Source organism: Streptomyces sp. NPDC001700 (assembly GCF_053596435.1).
Genome location: NZ_JBSFGE010000001.1, coordinates 80,311 through 96,614, shown reverse-complemented (window position 1 = coordinate 96,614; position 16,304 = coordinate 80,311). Strand labels below are relative to the sequence as shown.

The following is a 16,304-nucleotide window of genomic DNA, read 5'->3' as shown; positions in this document are numbered from 1 at the left end:
CACTTCGTCCTCCCGGTCCCCGCGTGCTGAGCCGTGCCGCCGGGATGTTCGCGGCGTTCGTCGCCGGCCTCGCGCTGGTCATCGCCGCCGTCCTCGTCGTACGGCAGATCATGACGCCCTCCGAGCCCAAGCTGCCCGTCATCCCGGACGCCCGGCGTCCGATCGTGGAGCGGGCGGCGAAGGTCTGCGCCCCGCTGAGCGTGCCGCTGCTGGCCGCGCAGATCCACGCGGAGAGCAACTGGCGGCCTGACGCGGACTCCGGACACGCCCAGGGCATCTCGCAGTTCGCCCCGGACACCTGGAAGGAGTGGGGGCGGGACGGCAGCGGCGACGGCAAGGCCGACATCTGGGAGCCCCGGGACGCGATCCCCTCGCAGGCCCACTACATGTGCCATCTGTACGGCGTGGTCGAGGAGCTGCCCGGCAACCGGACCCGGCTCGCCCTGGCCGCGTACAACGCCGGGCCTGGCGCGGTGCTCAGGGCGCGCGGCGTCCCGACCATCCACGAGACCCGCGGCTACGTCGACAAGATCATCAACACGCTGCTGCCCAAGTACCGGAAGAGCGAGACGGTCTACCAGCGGAGCGAGGCGAAGCGCGAGCGCGCCCGCAGCGCCTCACCCTCCGCCTCCGCCTCGCCCTCCCCGCGGCCTCCGTCCCCGCTTTCCGCGCTCTCCCCACGGGCTAGCCGCCCGCGGCTATGAAGTCCTCCACGGCCCGGACGAGTTCCAGCGGCGTCTCGTCGGCGGGGTAGTGCCCCGCCGAGGCCAGCTCGACCAGGTCGGCGTTGGCGTACCAGCGCAGCCAGGTCCGGCGCATCACCTCCGCGGTGAGCGCCGGATCATGGGCGCCGACCACCACCCGCACCGGCAGCTCGGCGCCGTCCACATCCTCGTGGAAGTCCTCCAGCGCCCAGGAGTCCAGCCACGCCCGGAACGCCTTGGCGTCGCTGTGCTCCAGCGAATGCCGCACCATCAGATCGAGCCAGGCGTCCGGATGGCGCCCGCCGGTGGTGATGTCGATGATCGCGCGCCGGGACTCGGGCCGGTCGGCGGCCGACGCGAACAGCTCCCACTGCTCGCCCTCCATCGGCACCCCGCTCGCCGGTACGGGAGCCACCCCGACCAGCCGCCGGACCCGGTGCGGGGCCGCCGCCAGCACGCGCTGGACGACAGCGCCGCCCATCGAGTGCCCGAGCAACGAGAACCGCTCCCACTCCAGGTGGTCCGCGAGCGCGAGCAGATCCCGGCCCGCCTCGCTGGTGGTGTACGCGCCGGGGACGTCGCGGGCCTCCCCGTAGCCGCGCAGATCGGGCAGTACGTAGGTGAAGGCGCGCCGGTCGATGTGCGGCAGCATCGCGGCGTAGGCGGCGCGGTCCGAGAACCAGCCGTGCACCGCCATGACATGGTGCGGGCCTTCGCCGACGGTCTCGTACGGTGGAACGAGGGGTGGAACGAGCGGTCCCATGGCACCTCCGGTCCCAGTCGAATGCGGGCACGCGGCGCGCGCCCGCTGGTGGACAACGGTGGCGTCTCGCGCGGAAGTGGGCAAGCCCGGTGCGCATATGCGCTGGGCGTCACCCGTACGGGTCACCCATACGGCCCACCGTGACGGCGCCCGCCGAGGCTCACCCGTACGGCGGGCCGCCCGCGCCGGTCCGCGTGTCCGGCCGTGCCCGCCGGGCGGTCCGTAGTGTCATGGCCGCTGTGGTGCGCGAGGGAGACGGCGGGGACGAGAGCGAGGGCGCGGGCGCGGGCGGCGGCGAGGGCGAGGGCGGCGACGGGACGACCCGCACTCAGATGCCCCTGCGCACCGCCGCCCTGACCCTCGCCGTGGCCGCGGTCTACTACGCAGGCGCCCAGCTCGGTCTCCTCCAGGAGCTGGTACGCGACCAGGTCACCCCGCTGTGGCCGCCGACCGGGATCGCCCTGGCCTGTCTGCTCCTGCTGGGCCCGCGCAGCTGGCCCGGGATCGCCCTCGGCGCCCTCGCGGTCAACGCCCCCATCGGGCCCGCGCCCCTCCCCGTCCTCGCGATCGTCGCGGGCAACACCCTGGCCCCGCTGTGCGCGTATCTGCTGCTGCGGCGCGCGGGCTTCCGTACGGAGCTGAACCGGCTGCGGGACGCGCTGGCCCTGGTCTTCCTCGGCGCCCTGGCCGGAATGCTGATCAGCTCCACGCTGGGCACCGCCGTCCTCGTCCTCGCGGACGCCCTCCCGGCGAACGCCTTCTGGCCCACCTGGTCGGTGTGGTGGACCGGGGACGCGATGGGCGTCCTGGTGGTCACGCCCCTGCTGCTGGCCGCCCGCCGGGCCCGGCTGCCGCGCGGCGTCACCCCGTACCGCTGGCTGGAGGCGGCGGCGCTGCTCCTGGGCACGGCGGCCGTCATGCTGGTGGCCACCCGCTCGGCCGCCAGCCTGCTCTTCCTCGTCTTCCCCTTCCTCATCTGGGCCGCGCTCCGGTTCCAGCTCCCCGGCGCCGCGCCCTGCTCGCTCATCGTCACCGTCCTGGCGATCCAGGCCACGGCCGAGGGCGTCGGCCCCTTCACGGGGCATTCGCTGCTGACCCGGATGGTCACCCTCCAGGCCTTCAACGGCTCCACCACCCTGACCGCCCTGCTGCTCGCGGCGATCATCGCCGAGCGCGACCACACGCGGCGGCAGATCGAGCAGGTGTGCGTCCAACTCGCGGAGACCGTGGTGCGGCTGACCCCGGACGAGCGGGAACCCGGCCGGTAGGTACGGCATCTAGCAGTCCGTACGCTCACGCACTGCTTGCTGCTCGCTGCCGCTGCCGGAGGAGACGGACCCATGACCGCTGCGCAGGCCACCCGCCACCTCTATCTGACCCGGCACGGCGAAGCGACCCCGGACGAGCGCGCGCTGACGGACGACGGCTGGCTCGTCCGCGCCGCACTCGACGCACCGCCCTGGCGCTGGCTGGGCCTGAACCACGACAACGCGGCCCTGACCGTGATCCGCTACCGCCCGGGCTTCCCCGCCTCGTTGCTCTTCTACAACGACACATCACACCTGCCCGCCGTATAACCGGCCGCCCAGGGCACCGGGCGAAGTCGTCCTCCGCGCCGCCGCTCAGTAGTAGCCCCTCCCACCGTCGATCAGCTCCCGCATCGCATCCATGTGCCCGACGTGCCGGGCGGTCTCCTCGATCATGTGGAACACGATCCACCGCAGCGAGGCAGCGGCGACGGGCAGCGTCGGGTGCCGACCGACGTCGTCCAGCGCGTGGTCCGCGATGATCGCGTCCGACACCGCACACTGCTGCTCGTACTCGGAGAGCAGCTGGTCCAGCGGAACGCCCTCGACCCGCATGTCCGCGTCCTCGGGCCCCTCATCGAACTGCGGCCCCTCGGCGGGCCCACCCCTCAGGACGACCTCGAACCAGAGGTGCTCGACCCACCGCATATGCGACACCACACCGGCCATCGTCATCAGCGGCGAGGCGGGCAGCACCGCCCGATGGGCATCCTCGGGGGACAGCCCCTCACACTTCCAGTGGACGATCGACCGCTGCATGTCCAGCCAACCGACCAACTGCGTCCGCTCATCGGCCTCGTACGCGGGCCTCACCCGGGCAGGAATCATGCCCGCCGACGCTACTCCTCCCCCTCGCACTCCGCACCGGAGTTTCCGCCAGACCGAATGACTGCCGGACCGAATGACTGCCGGATGAAGGCCGGACCCGTGCTGTAGGGCCCGGCCTTCCGCATCCGAGTCACGCGCAGCCCAGCAGCGTGAATAAGGACAGGAATCACGGTACGGCCCACCACCGACAACCGCCGGAGCCTGTGGATCAACCCGACCCCAACGGGTCACAGGGTTGTCCACAGTTCCTCGTGCAGCCCTTCCAGGGCGGTGTGGTCGTCGTCGGTGCCGGTGTGCGGCGCGGCGAACCAGCGGGCGTACTCGTCGATCTCGGACAGCCGCCAGTCCAGCGCGAACAGCTCGACCATCGCGGGGTCGGCGTGCAGGCGGTCGCCCACGTCCGCGCTCGCGTTCGCGCTCGCCGCGAGCAGATCGGCGTAGTCCCGCTCGCGCGGCGCGAGGGCCAGCGACTCCCAGTCGACCAGCCTCAGCCCGCAGGCGTCCACGACCTGGTTGGCGTGGTGCGGCTCGCCGTGGGTCGGCACCCAGGAGTCCTGGTGGGCGCGGGCGAGGTCCGCCAGGTCGAGGTACCGGCCCGTCCAGCGCGCGATCGCCTCCTCCCGGTCGGCGATCGCGGCCCGGGCCTCCTCGGCCAGCGGCCCGGACGTCCAGGGCCGGGCAGTGCGCACCCGTAGCTCCTCGGCGAACCCGGGCCCGACCCGCGGAGCCCACCGCCGCAGACCGTCCGGCGGCGCGGCGCCGTGCAGCGCGGCCAGCGCGGCGAGGACTTGCCGGACGTGGTCCGGCTCGCGCGCCTCCGCCTCCGTCGGGGACCGCCCCTCCAGCCACGGCGTCACGCTGAGCACCCCGGCCCCGACGTCCACGGTGAACCGCCCGGACCGAGCGGGCAACGGCGCGCACACCACACCCAGCCCTACGGCCCCCAGCGCCGCGGCCCCCGCGTACGCGGCCTCCAGCGACGCCGCGGTATGGCGGGGCGCCAGCTGGTCCAACGTAACGAAGAGCGTCGCCCCGCCCCCGCCCACCCGCCAGTGGTGCGCACCAAACCCCCAGGGCAGATACCCCACCTCGACGGCCTCGGGCAACCAGTGCGCGGCGACCGCACGCGCGACAGTGTCATCGCTGATGAAGGAAGGACGGGACAGCACAAGACCCCACCCTAGAAACCACGCGGCCCGCCGTCACCGCGTTTAGCCGTTCAACTGAGACGTTGTCAGCACCGGTGGACCAGCCCTAGGTTGGCCGGGCAGACGATGCCGACGGAGGAGTCCGGATCACATGGCTCGCACGCGCTGGCACCCGCCGGAGAGCTTGTTCAACGCCGCGAACCGCGTCGTCCGCCCGCTGCTCCGGTCCCGGCTGCATCCGCTGGTGAGCGGGCGGCTCATGCTGCTCGCCTATGCGGGCGCCAAGACCGGCCGCACCTACGCGATCCCGGTGGCCTACTACCGGTGGGCCCCCGACGAGCTGTGGGCCTTCGGCGCGCGGACCGGTTGGATGAGCAACTTCCGGAGCCCTCGCGCCGTACGCCTGCGGGTGCGCGGCCGGGAGGTGCGGGCCGAGGCCACGGCCGTCGAGGACCGCGAGCAGGTGGCGGGCTTGCTGGAGGAACTCGTCCGGCGCGATGGCCCCGGGGCGATCCGGGACCCGTTCGTCGGCTTCCCGCGCGACCGCCACCCGACGCACGAGGAGGCGCTGGCGGCGGCGGACGGGGTACGCATCGCGCGCTTCCGCCTGTCTGCCGGGCCCTGACACGGCTCGACCGGTCCAGACCTCAGGGCCGGTCGAGCCGCAGCCGCTCGGCGCGCGGCAGCCCCGCGACGACCAGATCGTAGGAGTCCTCGATCAGCTCCCGGACCAGCTGGTCCGGGAGGTCGCCGTCCACGGTGACCGTGTTCCAGTGGCGCTTGTTCATGTGCCACCCCGGCGCGATCAGCCCCGGGTGGTCACCGCGCAGCCGGATCGCGGCCTCCGGGTCGCACTTCAGGTTCACGGTGAGCGGCCGTGCGTCCAGGGTCGTCAGCGCGAACATCTTGCCGCACACCTTGAACACCGAGACGTCCGGGACGCGGGGGAAGGGGAACTCCTCCACGGCCGCGTTGAAGGAAACGCAAAAGGCCCGCAGCTGCTCGGGGGTCACTCCAGGTCTCCTCGATCTCGGCCGATGGGGTTGGCACCACAGCTCTACCAGTCCCGCGACGATCTCTGCCACCGAACGGCCGGACAACGGCGAGGCCGGTCGTGCAGGCTGCGTCGTATGGAGTCCATCGAGGTACTACCGAGCCTGCGCATGCTCCGCTTTCCCGTGGGGGCCGCCTACCTGTGGCGGGACGGCGACGAGCTGACCCTCATCGACACCGGGACGGCCGACCGCGCGGCGGACATCGAAGCCGCGCTGGACGGGGCGTTGCGGCGGATCGTGCTGACGCACTGGCACGAAGACCACACCGGCTCGGCAGCCGAACTGGCCGACCGGCACGGCGCGGAAGTCGTCGCGCACCGGCTGGAGGCCCCGGTGATCCGGGGCGAGGCGACCGGGGCGCCCCCGGTGCTGGAGCCCTTCGAAGTACCGATCAAGGCATCCCTTCCACCGCCCCGCCCCGGCCCGAGGGTGCTGTTCACCGGCGACGCGGTCGCCAACGTCGGCCGGACCACGCTGGGCATCTTCAACACCGACCGCGCCCGGGCCGTCCAGTCCCTGCACCGGCTGGCCCAGCTCGACACCGAAACGGCCGCATTCGGCCACGGCGCCCCGATCCCGCACGACGCCGCGGCCGCCCTGCGGGGAGCATCCGCCGCGACCGCATGACGCGTGCAACATGAAACAAGACCCCCGCACCGCCATCACCAGTTTCCGGAATCACTCCCTCCGCAACTGGGCGAAGGCATCAACCGGGAGGTGTTTTGAAATGACCTTGAGATGCCCGAGCATGATCATGTTACGGTTGCAGTACTGCAAAGCCCTGCAAACGGCTTGCGCATATGCAGAGTGGACGGGGGTCCCGATCTGACGCATTGACAGGTGACCTGACCCCTGTTAGCGGATGGGGACGTAGGGCGTCTCCCATGGGAAACGAAGATGTCTACGTTCTTGGGAGGGCGGGCAATGAATCCGGGTGCGGGCTTTGTGTTCGGCGTAGGGCTGATCACGCTGGGCGCGATGATTCATTACGTGAAGAATCAAGTTGCGAGTGGAAGCATCGAGCGCAACTCTGTGATCGGCATCAGGACCAAGGCAACGATGTCTTCGGACCACGCATGGCAGGCAGGGCACGCCTCAGCGGCTCCGATGCTGACGGTGACTTCCTTGACCGCCTATGCCGTGGGTGCGATTTCCTTGGCAATCAGCCTGGTGTTGACGCTGAGCGACACCGAAAACCCGGCTGTCATCATTGTCCCGTTGACTGGAATCGTCGTGGTTCTCGCACTCCTCACCGCAGCAGCGGTCAAGGCAAATTCGGCTGCACGCGCGGTCGATAGTTCAGATAGCTAGTTCAGCTCTCGCTGAAATGCATCACATGTCGGGGGAAGACACTGTGAAGTTCAGTTCCGGAAAAATAGTCGCCGCGGTAGCGGCCGGTTCCATCCTTGTGGCGGGCGGCGTGACCACCCAAACCGCCTTGGCCGACGACGGCCGCGGAGCTTCCGCGCCGGGCAAGGCGCAGCTCAAGGAGACCGCGAAGGGGACCGCCAAGTACAGCGACGCGCAGTTTCTTCAGCTGCTGCTCGCCGCCCAGGGGCCGATCGCAGATGCGAACCCCGAGCTGAAGCGAATGCTCGGATTCGATCCCGATAAGCCACACACCAACGAAAAAGCGCTGAACAAGGTCATCGCAAGGTATCTGGCGGCCCACCCCGGGTTCCACCAGGATATGGCGGTTCCCTTCCAGTCCGGCGATCCTGTGCGTGTCAATGCCGCTCTCCGCGACTTCTCGATTTCCTTCAACAAGTGGATCAAGGAGACCGGTAAGCCTGCGGCCAGCGGCAAGGCGCGGGCACAGGAGAGCGGCTGGTTCTGGATGGGTGCGTACGTGGCCATCTACGTGAACGCCGCGGGGGCCGCCAACGCCGTCGCGTACACGAACGCCGGAGTTGCCACCAACGCCCTCGCAACCCTCGTGGTCGTCACGTGGTACCTCGAGGATGGCAGCCCGAGCGGCTCGGGCATCGAGCGCGACACGTTTGTCAACGCCCTGACCACTGCGCTGACATGAGTCACGGCCCGGCGATCACCGAGCAGAACACTGACGAGCAGACCACCGAGACGGGAGGCCCTGAGCCGATTCACTCGGTACCAGGCCTGGTCGCTGCCGTGGGCGGCATTCTCCTCGTCGGAACCATGCTAGCTGGATCAATCTTCTTTTCCCTTCCGAGCAACGTGCTCTCCACGCGCGACGGAGGCGAACTTCGGTCGCTGTCAGCGAGGTTATTGCCCCAGAGCTGGGCGTTCTTCACGAAACCTCCGAATGACCCTGAGTTCGTTCCGTACACCGTGTCCGACGATGGTGTTTCCTATGCGGCGCGACTACCGAATTCGCGCTCGGACAATCTCTATGGGCTCACCCGGCGCCAGCGTGCGCAAGGCCCAGAGGTTGCCAGCATGGCGAATCAGGTACACGCATGGAAGGACTGCGAGGAGATAGAGGGAGATTGCCCAGCGGTGGTCGCCGGGTCCTCGGGGCCCGCCTCTGTCACGAACTCGTCTCCGGTCCCCACTGTTTGCGGGCGTTTGGTCCTGGTGGAGTCGGCACCTGTTCCGTGGAAGTTTCGCGACAAGTATGAAGGATGGCGCCTCGACAAGAAGGCCGCTCTTGTGGAGGCGAAGTGTTCGCACAGCAAATAGCCGTAGCGATGGAGCGGTCCGTCCGACGCTTTCCCGCCGAGTCCCGGGCTCTCGGCATCGGCAGATCAATGATCGCGCTTGCCCAGGCATCCATCTTGGTCTTCACTCCGGCCTCTCATCTCTTCGTTCCGGTGGGCGGGGATGAGATCACGATTGACTGTTCGACCCCGGTCCAGGGCGTGTCGCTCTACTGCCTGGCAGGCTCTGCGGATCGTCAGCTCCTCGACGTCCTGGTGCTGGCCTTGCTGCTGATCGTCGCGAGCGGGATTCTGCCTCGGTACACCACCGTGTTGCATTTCTGGGCGTCCCTCTCCATCGGTCAGTCGGTATCGCTACCTGACGGCGGAGATTCTGTTGCACAGGTCGTCACCTTCTTCCTCGTTCTGGCTTGCGCCAATGACCGGCGGAGATGGCATTGGCAACAGTCCACCAGCGAAGAGGGGAAGGGGTCGATCCAGCAGGGCCTCGCCTGGGCAGGCTGGTGGGGCGTGCGGCTCCAAGTCGCGTACATCTATCTCAATAGCGCCCTGGCAAAATTGTCCGTCGGCCCGTGGGCGGAAGGAAGTGCGACGTATTACGTCGCGCGTATGGAGAACTTCGGGGCAGCCGGTCTGTTCGCCGACCTGTTTCGCTGGGCGACGGGCATCACCCTTATCGCTCTTCTGTCCGCATGGGGGACGATTTTCGCGGAAGGCCTGATCGCGCTGTTCCTGTTGCGGGGCGGATCCCGGCAGATGGTGGCTGCGGCTATGAGCGCATGCCTTCACGTTCTGATCATCTTGCAGCTCGGGATTATCTCCTTCGGGTTCATCATGTTGGGAGCGGTAATCTGCGCGGCATCCCGGGGTATCGACGCGAACGCCCCGCGCTTGAAGAGTCCGCTCTCGCACACCCGTAGTTCCCCTGGGGCGAGCCACTCGTCCATGCCGACGGATCCTGAGCCGACCAGCAAGACCGACGCGGTGAAGCTCGGGTCGTAGAGCGAGAAGCCAACGAGGCTCCTGTGCCGATGGGTTGAGGCTTCGAGCCAGCCTTACGGCGGACGGCCTGTGCGGTCAGCGCCTCGGGCGGGCGATCAGTCGGACGTCCGGGCCGGAGCGGGACACGTCCACCAGCTCGCATCGCAGGATGTCGTCCATCGTCTCGATGGTGCCGCCCTGCAGGGCGCTCTTGCCGCGGCCGAGGAGCGCGGGCGCGATATAGGCGATCATGCGGTCGACCAGCCCGGCCGATACGAACGATGCGGCGAGGGTCGGGCCGCCCTCCAGGAACATGCCGCGTACGCCCCGCCCATCCAGCTCGCGCAGGAGCGCGTGAAGGTCCAGGCCCTCCTTAGCACGCGGCAGCCGGACGACGGTCGCCACGTCGTCCAGGTGCGTGGCGTCCGCGTCGTCGGCGACGGCGATGATCGTGGGGGCCGCGTCGTCCAGCACCCGGGCGGCGGCGGGGGTCCGCGCGTTGCTGTCGACGATCACGCGCCACGGCTGCTCGTCGACCGGCACAGCCACCTTCAGCTTCGGGTCGTCCTTCGCGGAGCGGACGGCGAGGTGGGGATTGTCGGCCTGCTGGGTACCGGAACCGACCACCGTCGCCTGGCACGCCGCGCGCAGCGCGTGGACCTCTGCCCGCGACTCGGCGCTGGTGATCCACTGGCTGGTGCTGTCCGCTGCCGCGATGCGCCCGTCCAGCGTGGCCGCGTACTTGTAGACGACGTACGGCCGCCCTTCGACGCTGTGCCACTCGTCCGCGCCGACCAACTCGTTGATGTGCATGGGCTCCTCCAGCAGATCTTGGTTCCGGGCAGCCTAGTCACACCGCCGCGACGGCCTCCGTCAAGTCCCGCACCATCGCCGTACGTCGCCATGGCGCCAGGCTGGTCACCACCCGGCGAAGCTCCTCGGTCGTACGGCGGGACTCCGTCTCACGGCTGATGTTCAGCGCATCCATGGCGGTGGCACAGGCTGCGTCCGGGGCTCGGTGGGCGGCGTGCGCGTTGGCGAGCCGGGCCAGATGCAGGCCGCGTTCACGCTGGTATATGGCGGGCCAGTGTTTCAAGGCCTGCTGGTAGGTGGCCACGGCGTCCGCAGGATTGCCCAGGCGCAGATGGCACGCGGCACGCTGGGCACGGGCGTAGGCGGGGTTGCAGTAGCCGCCGAGCTGATCGTTCACCGCTTCGTCTCCGTCGACGAGTTCCTGGGCGGCATCGAGCGCGCGGAGGGCTGGCAGCTCGCCTCCGAGGAGAGCATGGCCATGTGCTGCTTGAAGGTGGGCGGAAGCTCGGATACGTGCGGGCACGTCGCCACGGACTCGCAGGGCCGCCGATGCCAGGCCGATGGCCCGCTGCCGCTGTCCGAGCCCGACTGACTGCTGCGCCTTGCGCATCAGAACGAAGGCTTGCCGCACGGGATCGTCGGCTTCCTGAGCCCATTCCATCGCCCGGTCGGACCACCAAAGGGACTGCTGGGGGCGGCCCAGATCCTCGTACAGCCAACCGGCGAACTCGGCCCACTCCGCGCCGGTTTTGAGGATCTCCCGGCGGAGGGGACCACGGGCTGCGGGGAGCAGTTGCCGCTCGATGACGGTGAGGTGGTCGTGGACGGCGCTGATCGCCGCGTGCGGTCCGTAGAGCCCGTCCGACTGGACCAGGGTGGCGCGGAGCTGCTGGAGGTGGCCGACGACGGCCGGATTGACCGGGCGGCGAGTCGCGCCACCGGCGGCGCTGGCAGGGACGGGGAGGATCCCGAGACCAGCCGCTGCCGCCGTCGTGCCCAGGAAGTCACGACGTTTCACCGCAGCATGGTGTGGCGCCTCTCCGGCGAGCCCGACTACGGCAGGGGCCATACCGAGCCGATCGGCGACGAGAGCAAGCACCTCGATGTCGCGCGCGGACTGTAGGCCGCGTTCCCGACGGCTGATCGTGCTCTGGCTGTACCCGCACATATCGGCCAGATGCTGCTGGGTCCAGCCGCGTTCGTGGCGGGCGGCGGCGATGGCCTCACCTGCGTTGGGGTGGTTCGCTAAATGCGCCATGTCCGGTCCTGGTGTGCGGTGGCGTGGCTCGATAAGGGATACCCACAGTAGCGACCCGGGTCGCATGCGTATGCAGGGTCTGCATACGCGCAGCGTGTGCCGCATGCGCCTGAGACGGCGGGCGGGGAGTCGCGTTTGTCTGGACGTACAAGGTGAGACGCACCCGCCGGAGGCTTCTTCATGACGTTTACTCAACCCGCGGCCGAGCCGTGGTCCTCGCCGCGTGGCGAGGTTGAGATGGTCCAGGTCGGCCCGCACTGGGACATCCTTCGCGCCCCCGCTGAGATCGGCGAACGCGTCCTCGCATTACTCGGCGACGCGAGCGGTGCCGTCATCGCCGACTACGGCCTGATGTACTGGCTCATCCCGAGCGGCCACGCTGAGCGCTGGGGGCGCCTCCAGAGGGGCATCCACGCTCTCGGCGCGCACGGAGCCGAGGTCACGTACGTCGGCGTGCCGCCCGCGCATTGGAGGGGCGGTCCGCGCCTGCACTGGCGAGTGCCCGTGGGCCCGGACCGGTACCTGACCGACCCCGGACGGCTTCACGAGGCCCTGGTGCGGGCGATCGCCGCCGAGCCCGCCGAGGAGGCGACGGCGCGGTGAGCGTCCAGGTCTGCGCCCGCTGCCAGACGCCCACCAGGGAACCGGTCGTCGTCGCGATCGGTTACGGCGGGAGCGGTGGCGGCGGCACGGTGTATGCCTGTCCCGGTTGCGCGCCCACGTTCCCGAAGCAGCGCGACCCGTTCGACTGCAGCCGCCGTCTCCTCGACCGCAACGAGCCCGTCAGGCGGCAGCGGTGAGGGCCTTCAGGAGGGAGCGCCGCCGGGAGCCCGCAGCGGTCGTCCACGTCCGGCCGACCGCCTGGAGCCGGTTCCTCGACCACGTCATGGCCTGCCCCGACTGCTGGGACGGCGAGCGGTGCGACTACGGGGACAGGCTGCACCGCGCGGTGCGAGCGGCCCTCGACACCTCGGCCTCATCAACATCCCTGACACGCCTTCTGGAGGCAGCGTGAGCGACTACAAGGAGTACGGGGACAAGGCCCAGGAGAAGGGCCGCAAGAAGCCGGGCCCGGGCGGCGACATGGGCAACGGGCAGACCAGCGGCTGTATGGTCATGGCGCCGGTGGCCGTCGTCTTCCTCTGGGCAGCCGCGGTCATGACGCGTCGGAGGCAGGTATGAAGATCAGGACTCACCGGGTCGTCCGAGACGGCGACGAGGTGCACCCCGACGGCGAGGGCACCCGCTTCTTCGGCCTACCGGCGTGGAGGATCTGCTTCGTGCTGTGCGCGGCGATGCCGGTGGCGCTGCTGGCCTACACCTACGCCAGCCGCTGACCTCCATCTACCTGCAGTAACGCGTACCGCCGGGTAGCCGCAGCCGTATTCAGCGGCCGTCCCTGCACACCGCTGCATCCGTGGAGATGTGGACTCCATGTGGACTCTCAGCATGAAACAGCCCCCAACCCAAAACGATTGGGGGCCGAAACAGGCTCTCACCTGCGGTCAGTCACTGTGGGCGCAGACGGATTCGAACCGCCGACATCTGCCTTGTAAGGGCAGCGCTCTACCGCTGAGCTATGCGCCCTGGGGGAGCTGTCAGCCTACCCTGTTCGCGGGGTGGCGCCGCAATCCGGTTGTGGTGGGAAAAAGCCGAGGACGCGAACCCTACCGACCTCTGTGTTCGTCCCTGGTGGGTGGGAGAATGACATCCGGGCCCGGGCGATCCATTGGGAGAGGTAAGTGGCGGCGACACCTGCGCGGCGGTGGTTCGGGGGACGCGGGGAGAGCCAGCGGGCGGAGGCGCAGGCGGCGAAGGATGCCGCGGCGGCCGCGTTCTACGAGCTGGACACCGCGCAGCGGGATCTGCGGATCTCGATCGAGACGATCACGGCGGTGGACGACTCCCCCGCCGCCCGCCGGGCCGCCGCCGACTTCGCGGCGCTCGGGCAGCGGATCGACCAGGTCAGCCACGACTACATCACCGCCGTGGACGCCCACGACCTGGACCGGGACGGGCTGGACGCGGCGGCGGCCGGGCGGGCGCGGGCGGAGCTGACCCGGGCGCGGGACGAGCTGCGGCGGACCAAGGCGGACCTGGACCGGTTCGGGCAGGGGCTGGGGTCGCTGCTGCAGCAGGCCGAGACGCAGCTCGCGCGGCTGGCACCGGCCGTCGAGCGGGCGCGGCAGGCATTGCTGGCGGCCACGAACGCGCTGGACGAAGTGCGCGGCTCCGGGCTGCGGGCGGACGATCTGGCCGCGCGGCTTGCGGCGCTGTCGCCCGAGCTGACCAAGCTGAACCAGGGCGCCGGGCAGCACGGCGTGCAGGAGACCATCCGGCGCGCGGACGACGTGCTGCGCCGGGCGGAGGCCGTGCGTGGGGAGGCGGAGCGGCTGCCGGAGCGGGCGGCGGAGATAGACCGGCGGCTGGTGTCGCTGCGTACCCGCGCCCAGGCGATCACCACCCGGGCCGCCGGGGTCGAGCCGGTGCTCAGCGAGCTGCGCCGCCGCTACAGCGCGGCCTGCTGGCAGGATCTGCAGTCGGTGCCCGGGCAGGCGGCGCGGGACGTGGCGCAGGCCGAGGCGAAGCTCGGCGAGGCACGGGCGGCGCGCGAGGAGCAGCGCTGGCCGGACGCCACGGCACTGCTGAGCACGGTGCGGGCGCTGCTGAACACCACGGACGAGGCGGTATCGGCGGCCGGGGACCGGCTGCGGCGGCTGGACGAGGTGTCGTTCAACCAGGACAAGGAGATCGACCGCACCCGGTTCGCGATCCGCGACGCCCAGCGGCTGGCGATGGCCGGGCGCAGCACCCCCGACCCACGCCACGCCCGCCCCCTGGACGACGCGGTGGCGCGGCTGGACCGGGCGGTCGCGGGTCTGGAGGGGCGGCACCCGGACTGGTGGCACTTCCTCACGGAGACGGAGGCGGTCCGGCAGTCGGTCGCCCGGGTGGTACGGGAGATCCGCGACGAGCTGGGCGGCGGAGCGGCGGGCTGAGCGCTGGGCGGCGGAGCGGCGGGCTGAGCGCTGAGCGGCGGAGCGGCGGGCTGAGCGCTGGGCGGCGGGGCGGCGGGCTGAGCTGCGGAATGGGGTTCTGGGGGCGTTCGGGGTGGTTATGCTCCTGACATGCCTCGCTACGAATACCGCTGCCGCGCCTGCGGGAACACCTTCGAGCTGACCCGGCCCATGGCCGAGTCCTCGGCGCCCGCGTCCTGCCCGGAAGGGCATGAGGACACGGTGAAGCTGCTCTCGACCGTCGCCGTCACCGGCGGCTCCGCCGCCTCCTCCGCACCGGCCGCGCCCGCCTCTGGTGGGGGCGGATGTTGCGGGGGCGGGTGCTGCGGCTGATGCTGGGAGGTACGTCAGGGGGTGCGTAAACCGGTACGTACCCCCGCGTACCCATCGGGTACGGCCTCGCCGGTTAGGAGGCCGACATGGCTACTGGCCGCCCCTCCCCCATCGGTCCGCACCCCGCAGGCACCGCGCGGCATTTTCCGGAGCGGATCGGTGGGCACACCAAGCTGGACGAACACCTGCCGGTCGACCACCGGCTGAGCCGGGTCTACCGCATCGGCGCGGGGCTGATGGGGCTGGTCCTGGTCGCCTTCGGGATCCTCGGCCTGACCGACAACATCGGGTTCTTCGACACCGGCGGCGCCACCGTCGCCGAGCTGAACACCAACGGCGCGCTGAGTGTGCTGTCCATCGTCATCGGTGTGCTGCTCTTCGTCGGCATGGTCATCGGCGGCAATTTCGCCTCGACGCTCAATATGGTGCTCGGGCTGCTCTTCCTGCTGAGCGGATTCGTCAATCTCGCGCTGCTGGAGACCAGCTTCAACTTCCTGGCCTTCCGGCTGCAGAACGTGCTGTTCAGCTTTGTGGTGGGCCTGATGCTGATGTGGTTCGGGATGTACGGGAGGGTCAGCAGCAAGCTGCCGCATGACAACCCGTACTGGATCGCCCGCCACCCCGAGCAGGCGCAGCGCGAGGCCCGGGCGCGCGAGGCCATGGCCGCCCGGCGGCAGGCGGGGCAAGGCGGCGAGGAGGCCGTCGACCGCACCAAGGACACCAACGAGGAGGGCGGGCAGCCGCCGGGGAAGTGGGGGAAGCTCGACCGGGGGCCGGGCGACACGGAAACCCCCAAGCGCCGCCGACTCCGCCGCCACCGCCCCGCACCGCCGCAGGTCAGCCCCGGCGACGAGCCAGGGTGAGGCCATCGGCGATCGTGAGCATGACCGCCTCCATGCGGTCATCGGCCGCCACATGGTCGTTGAACTCCTTGATCGCCGCACCGCCACCGGAGGCCGCCGGGTCGACGACGGCCCCGTGGTAGAAGACGTTGTCCGCGACGATCAGCCCGCCCGGGCTCAGCCGCGGCACCAGCTCCTCCCAGTACGGGATGTAGTTGCCCTTGTCCGCGTCGAGGTAGGCCAGGTCGATGTGCGGTTCGGCGGGCATCGCGCGCAGGGAGTCCAGGGCGGGCGCGATCCGCAGGTCGATACGGTCGGCCACCCCCGCCTTGGCCCACGCCTCGCGCCCGTACGCGGTCCACTCGTCCGATACGTCGAGGGCGACCAGCGTGCCGTCGGCGGGCAGGGCCTGCGCCATGGACAGCGCGGAGAAGCCGGTGAAGGTGCCGACCTCGACGATGTGCCGGGCGCCGGTCAGCCGGACCAGGAACGCCAGCAGCGGGCCCTGCTCCTCGGCGGACTGCATCCCGGCGACCTCCGGCAGCCGCGCGTGCGTCACCTCGACCAGCTCGCGCTGCACGGGGTCGAGCGGCGGGTTGTGGGCCAGCATGTAGCC

At 70.2% G+C, this 16,304-nt stretch carries 23 protein-coding genes, 1 tRNA gene and 1 pseudogene; 17 read left to right on the top strand and 8 right to left on the bottom strand.

Translation table 11 applies throughout. The annotated features are described in order from the left end of the window. Positions 1 to 23: 23 nt before the first annotated feature. Entirely contained in the window at positions 24 to 704 is a 681-nt protein-coding gene (locus tag ACWC5C_RS00480) for a lytic transglycosylase domain-containing protein (RefSeq protein ID WP_450872323.1), read from the top strand. On the opposite strand, the gene ACWC5C_RS00475 is transcribed toward ACWC5C_RS00480, so the two are convergent. Then, a complete protein-coding gene (locus tag ACWC5C_RS00475) occupies positions 685 to 1,467 on the bottom strand; it encodes an alpha/beta fold hydrolase (protein WP_450872321.1) in 783 nt (260 codons plus the stop codon). The genes ACWC5C_RS00480 and ACWC5C_RS00475 overlap by 20 nt on opposite strands. A gap of 332 nt (positions 1,468 to 1,799) precedes the next feature. Between ACWC5C_RS00475 and ACWC5C_RS00470 the strand changes: the two genes are divergently transcribed. Both ACWC5C_RS00470 and ACWC5C_RS00465 read left to right on the top strand, forming a co-directional pair. Further along, positions 1,800 to 2,735 (top strand): MASE1 domain-containing protein, encoded by a 936-nt coding sequence (locus tag ACWC5C_RS00470; protein ID WP_450873207.1) that lies wholly within the window; start codon positions 1,800 to 1,802, stop codon positions 2,733 to 2,735. A 156-nt stretch (positions 2,736 to 2,891) separates the two neighbouring features. Continuing rightward, positions 2,892 to 3,044, top strand: a pseudogene (locus tag ACWC5C_RS00465) (histidine phosphatase family protein); the annotation flags it as partial. A 45-nt stretch (positions 3,045 to 3,089) separates the two neighbouring features. Here the strand turns inward: ACWC5C_RS00465 and ACWC5C_RS00460 are convergent. Together ACWC5C_RS00460 and ACWC5C_RS00455 are read right to left on the bottom strand one after the other, a co-directional pair. Then, positions 3,090 to 3,602, bottom strand: coding sequence for a DinB family protein (locus ACWC5C_RS00460; RefSeq protein WP_450872319.1), 513 nt, complete (start codon positions 3,600 to 3,602; stop codon positions 3,090 to 3,092). Between the two features lie 227 nt (positions 3,603 to 3,829). Further along, on the bottom strand, positions 3,830 to 4,771 hold the full coding sequence (locus tag ACWC5C_RS00455) for a phosphotransferase family protein (RefSeq protein WP_450872317.1): 942 nt from the start codon (positions 4,769 to 4,771) through the stop codon (positions 3,830 to 3,832). A gap of 130 nt (positions 4,772 to 4,901) precedes the next feature. Between ACWC5C_RS00455 and ACWC5C_RS00450 the strand changes: the two genes are divergently transcribed. Next, positions 4,902 to 5,375, top strand: coding sequence for a hypothetical protein (locus ACWC5C_RS00450; RefSeq protein WP_450872316.1), 474 nt, complete (start codon positions 4,902 to 4,904; stop codon positions 5,373 to 5,375). A 22-nt stretch (positions 5,376 to 5,397) separates the two neighbouring features. Here the strand turns inward: ACWC5C_RS00450 and ACWC5C_RS00445 are convergent, their stop codons facing one another. Further along, positions 5,398 to 5,763, bottom strand: coding sequence for an MmcQ/YjbR family DNA-binding protein (locus tag ACWC5C_RS00445; protein ID WP_385445471.1), 366 nt, complete (start codon positions 5,761 to 5,763; stop codon positions 5,398 to 5,400). Positions 5,764 to 5,880: 117 nt separating this feature from the next. Between ACWC5C_RS00445 and ACWC5C_RS00440 the strand changes: the two genes are divergently transcribed. From ACWC5C_RS00440 to ACWC5C_RS00420, 5 genes are all read left to right on the top strand, one after another. Continuing rightward, a complete protein-coding gene (locus ACWC5C_RS00440) occupies positions 5,881 to 6,432 on the top strand; it encodes an MBL fold metallo-hydrolase (RefSeq protein ID WP_450872314.1) in 552 nt (183 codons plus the stop codon). A gap of 270 nt (positions 6,433 to 6,702) precedes the next feature. Then, entirely contained in the window at positions 6,703 to 7,116 is a 414-nt protein-coding gene (locus ACWC5C_RS00435) for an SdpI family protein (protein ID WP_450872312.1), read from the top strand. A gap of 43 nt (positions 7,117 to 7,159) precedes the next feature. Continuing rightward, positions 7,160 to 7,837, top strand: coding sequence for a hypothetical protein (locus tag ACWC5C_RS00430; protein ID WP_450872310.1), 678 nt, complete (start codon positions 7,160 to 7,162; stop codon positions 7,835 to 7,837). Then, complete coding sequence (locus ACWC5C_RS00425; RefSeq protein WP_450872309.1) at positions 7,834 to 8,466, top strand: SdpA family antimicrobial peptide system protein; 633 nt, start codon at positions 7,834 to 7,836, stop codon at positions 8,464 to 8,466. The genes ACWC5C_RS00430 and ACWC5C_RS00425 overlap by 4 nt, the downstream gene beginning before the upstream one ends. Further along, entirely contained in the window at positions 8,448 to 9,446 is a 999-nt protein-coding gene (locus tag ACWC5C_RS00420; protein WP_450872307.1) for a sporulation-delaying protein SdpB family protein, read from the top strand. The genes ACWC5C_RS00425 and ACWC5C_RS00420 overlap by 19 nt, the downstream gene beginning before the upstream one ends. A 75-nt stretch (positions 9,447 to 9,521) precedes the next feature. On the opposite strand, the gene ribD is transcribed toward ACWC5C_RS00420, so the two are convergent. Beyond that, positions 9,522 to 10,238: a bifunctional diaminohydroxyphosphoribosylaminopyrimidine deaminase/5-amino-6-(5-phosphoribosylamino)uracil reductase RibD gene (gene ribD, locus ACWC5C_RS00415; protein WP_450872305.1), complete on the bottom strand. Its 717-nt coding sequence runs from the start codon at positions 10,236 to 10,238 to the stop codon at positions 9,522 to 9,524. A gap of 37 nt (positions 10,239 to 10,275) precedes the next feature. Beyond that, positions 10,276 to 11,496, bottom strand: a complete 1,221-nt coding sequence (locus ACWC5C_RS00410) for a helix-turn-helix domain-containing protein (RefSeq protein ID WP_450872304.1) — start codon at positions 11,494 to 11,496, stop codon at positions 10,276 to 10,278. Between the two features lie 180 nt (positions 11,497 to 11,676). Between ACWC5C_RS00410 and ACWC5C_RS00405 the strand changes: the two genes are divergently transcribed. From ACWC5C_RS00405 to ACWC5C_RS00385, 5 genes are read left to right on the top strand one after another with little or no spacing between them, the layout of a single operon-like run. Continuing rightward, positions 11,677 to 12,099: a hypothetical protein gene (locus tag ACWC5C_RS00405; protein ID WP_450872303.1), complete on the top strand. Its 423-nt coding sequence runs from the start codon at positions 11,677 to 11,679 to the stop codon at positions 12,097 to 12,099. Beyond that, on the top strand, positions 12,096 to 12,296 hold the full coding sequence (locus ACWC5C_RS00400) for a hypothetical protein (RefSeq protein WP_450872301.1): 201 nt from the start codon (positions 12,096 to 12,098) through the stop codon (positions 12,294 to 12,296). The genes ACWC5C_RS00405 and ACWC5C_RS00400 overlap by 4 nt, the downstream gene beginning before the upstream one ends. Then, on the top strand, positions 12,293 to 12,511 hold the full coding sequence (locus tag ACWC5C_RS00395) for a hypothetical protein (protein ID WP_450872299.1): 219 nt from the start codon (positions 12,293 to 12,295) through the stop codon (positions 12,509 to 12,511). The genes ACWC5C_RS00400 and ACWC5C_RS00395 overlap by 4 nt, the downstream gene beginning before the upstream one ends. Continuing rightward, positions 12,508 to 12,678 (top strand): hypothetical protein, encoded by a 171-nt coding sequence (locus ACWC5C_RS00390; protein WP_450872298.1) that lies wholly within the window; start codon positions 12,508 to 12,510, stop codon positions 12,676 to 12,678. The genes ACWC5C_RS00395 and ACWC5C_RS00390 overlap by 4 nt, the downstream gene beginning before the upstream one ends. Next, on the top strand, positions 12,675 to 12,833 hold the full coding sequence (locus ACWC5C_RS00385) for a hypothetical protein (RefSeq protein ID WP_450872296.1): 159 nt from the start codon (positions 12,675 to 12,677) through the stop codon (positions 12,831 to 12,833). Before ACWC5C_RS00390 ends, ACWC5C_RS00385 begins: the two co-directional genes overlap by 4 nt. Before the next feature lie 178 nt (positions 12,834 to 13,011). Here ACWC5C_RS00385 and ACWC5C_RS00380 read toward each other — a convergent pair. After that, positions 13,012 to 13,083 (bottom strand) — tRNA-Val (locus tag ACWC5C_RS00380). Between the two features lie 155 nt (positions 13,084 to 13,238). Between ACWC5C_RS00380 and ACWC5C_RS00375 the strand changes: the two genes are divergently transcribed. From ACWC5C_RS00375 to ACWC5C_RS00365, 3 genes are all read left to right on the top strand, one after another. Beyond that, the gene (locus ACWC5C_RS00375; protein WP_450872294.1) at positions 13,239 to 14,495 is read left to right on the top strand and encodes a hypothetical protein; all 1,257 of its coding nucleotides are present in this window, start codon (positions 13,239 to 13,241) and stop codon (positions 14,493 to 14,495) included. A 129-nt stretch (positions 14,496 to 14,624) separates the two neighbouring features. Then, positions 14,625 to 14,846, top strand: a complete 222-nt coding sequence (locus ACWC5C_RS00370; RefSeq protein ID WP_450872293.1) for an FmdB family zinc ribbon protein — start codon at positions 14,625 to 14,627, stop codon at positions 14,844 to 14,846. Between the two features lie 86 nt (positions 14,847 to 14,932). Beyond that, on the top strand, positions 14,933 to 15,709 hold the full coding sequence (locus ACWC5C_RS00365; RefSeq protein ID WP_450872292.1) for a DUF4383 domain-containing protein: 777 nt from the start codon (positions 14,933 to 14,935) through the stop codon (positions 15,707 to 15,709). Here the strand turns inward: ACWC5C_RS00365 and ACWC5C_RS00360 are convergent. Further along, entirely contained in the window at positions 15,684 to 16,298 is a 615-nt protein-coding gene (locus ACWC5C_RS00360) for an O-methyltransferase (RefSeq protein WP_450873205.1), read from the bottom strand. The genes ACWC5C_RS00365 and ACWC5C_RS00360 overlap by 26 nt on opposite strands. Positions 16,299 to 16,304: the final 6 nt, after the last annotated feature.

Coding starts and splice junctions, on each gene's coding strand:
- ACWC5C_RS00370 (WP_450872293.1), top strand. CDS start 14,625: ATGCCTCGCTACGAATACCGCTGCCGCGCCTGCGGGAACACCTTCGAG.
- ACWC5C_RS00365 (WP_450872292.1), top strand. CDS start 14,933: ATGGCTACTGGCCGCCCCTCCCCCATCGGTCCGCACCCCGCAGGCACC.
- ACWC5C_RS00450 (WP_450872316.1), top strand. CDS start 4,902: ATGGCTCGCACGCGCTGGCACCCGCCGGAGAGCTTGTTCAACGCCGCG.
- ACWC5C_RS00385 (WP_450872296.1), top strand. CDS start 12,675: ATGAAGATCAGGACTCACCGGGTCGTCCGAGACGGCGACGAGGTGCAC.
- ACWC5C_RS00460 (WP_450872319.1), bottom strand. CDS start 3,602: ATGATTCCTGCCCGGGTGAGGCCCGCGTACGAGGCCGATGAGCGGACG.
- ACWC5C_RS00435 (WP_450872312.1), top strand. CDS start 6,703: ATGTCTACGTTCTTGGGAGGGCGGGCAATGAATCCGGGTGCGGGCTTT.
- ACWC5C_RS00470 (WP_450873207.1), top strand. CDS start 1,800: ATGCCCCTGCGCACCGCCGCCCTGACCCTCGCCGTGGCCGCGGTCTAC.
- ACWC5C_RS00425 (WP_450872309.1), top strand. CDS start 7,834: ATGAGTCACGGCCCGGCGATCACCGAGCAGAACACTGACGAGCAGACC.
- ACWC5C_RS00410 (WP_450872304.1), bottom strand. CDS start 11,496: ATGGCGCATTTAGCGAACCACCCCAACGCAGGTGAGGCCATCGCCGCC.
- ACWC5C_RS00405 (WP_450872303.1), top strand. CDS start 11,677: ATGACGTTTACTCAACCCGCGGCCGAGCCGTGGTCCTCGCCGCGTGGC.
- ribD (WP_450872305.1), bottom strand. CDS start 10,238: ATGCACATCAACGAGTTGGTCGGCGCGGACGAGTGGCACAGCGTCGAA.
- ACWC5C_RS00475 (WP_450872321.1), bottom strand. CDS start 1,467: ATGGGACCGCTCGTTCCACCCCTCGTTCCACCGTACGAGACCGTCGGC.
- ACWC5C_RS00360 (WP_450873205.1), bottom strand. CDS start 16,298: ATGCTGGCCCACAACCCGCCGCTCGACCCCGTGCAGCGCGAGCTGGTC.
- ACWC5C_RS00440 (WP_450872314.1), top strand. CDS start 5,881: ATGGAGTCCATCGAGGTACTACCGAGCCTGCGCATGCTCCGCTTTCCC.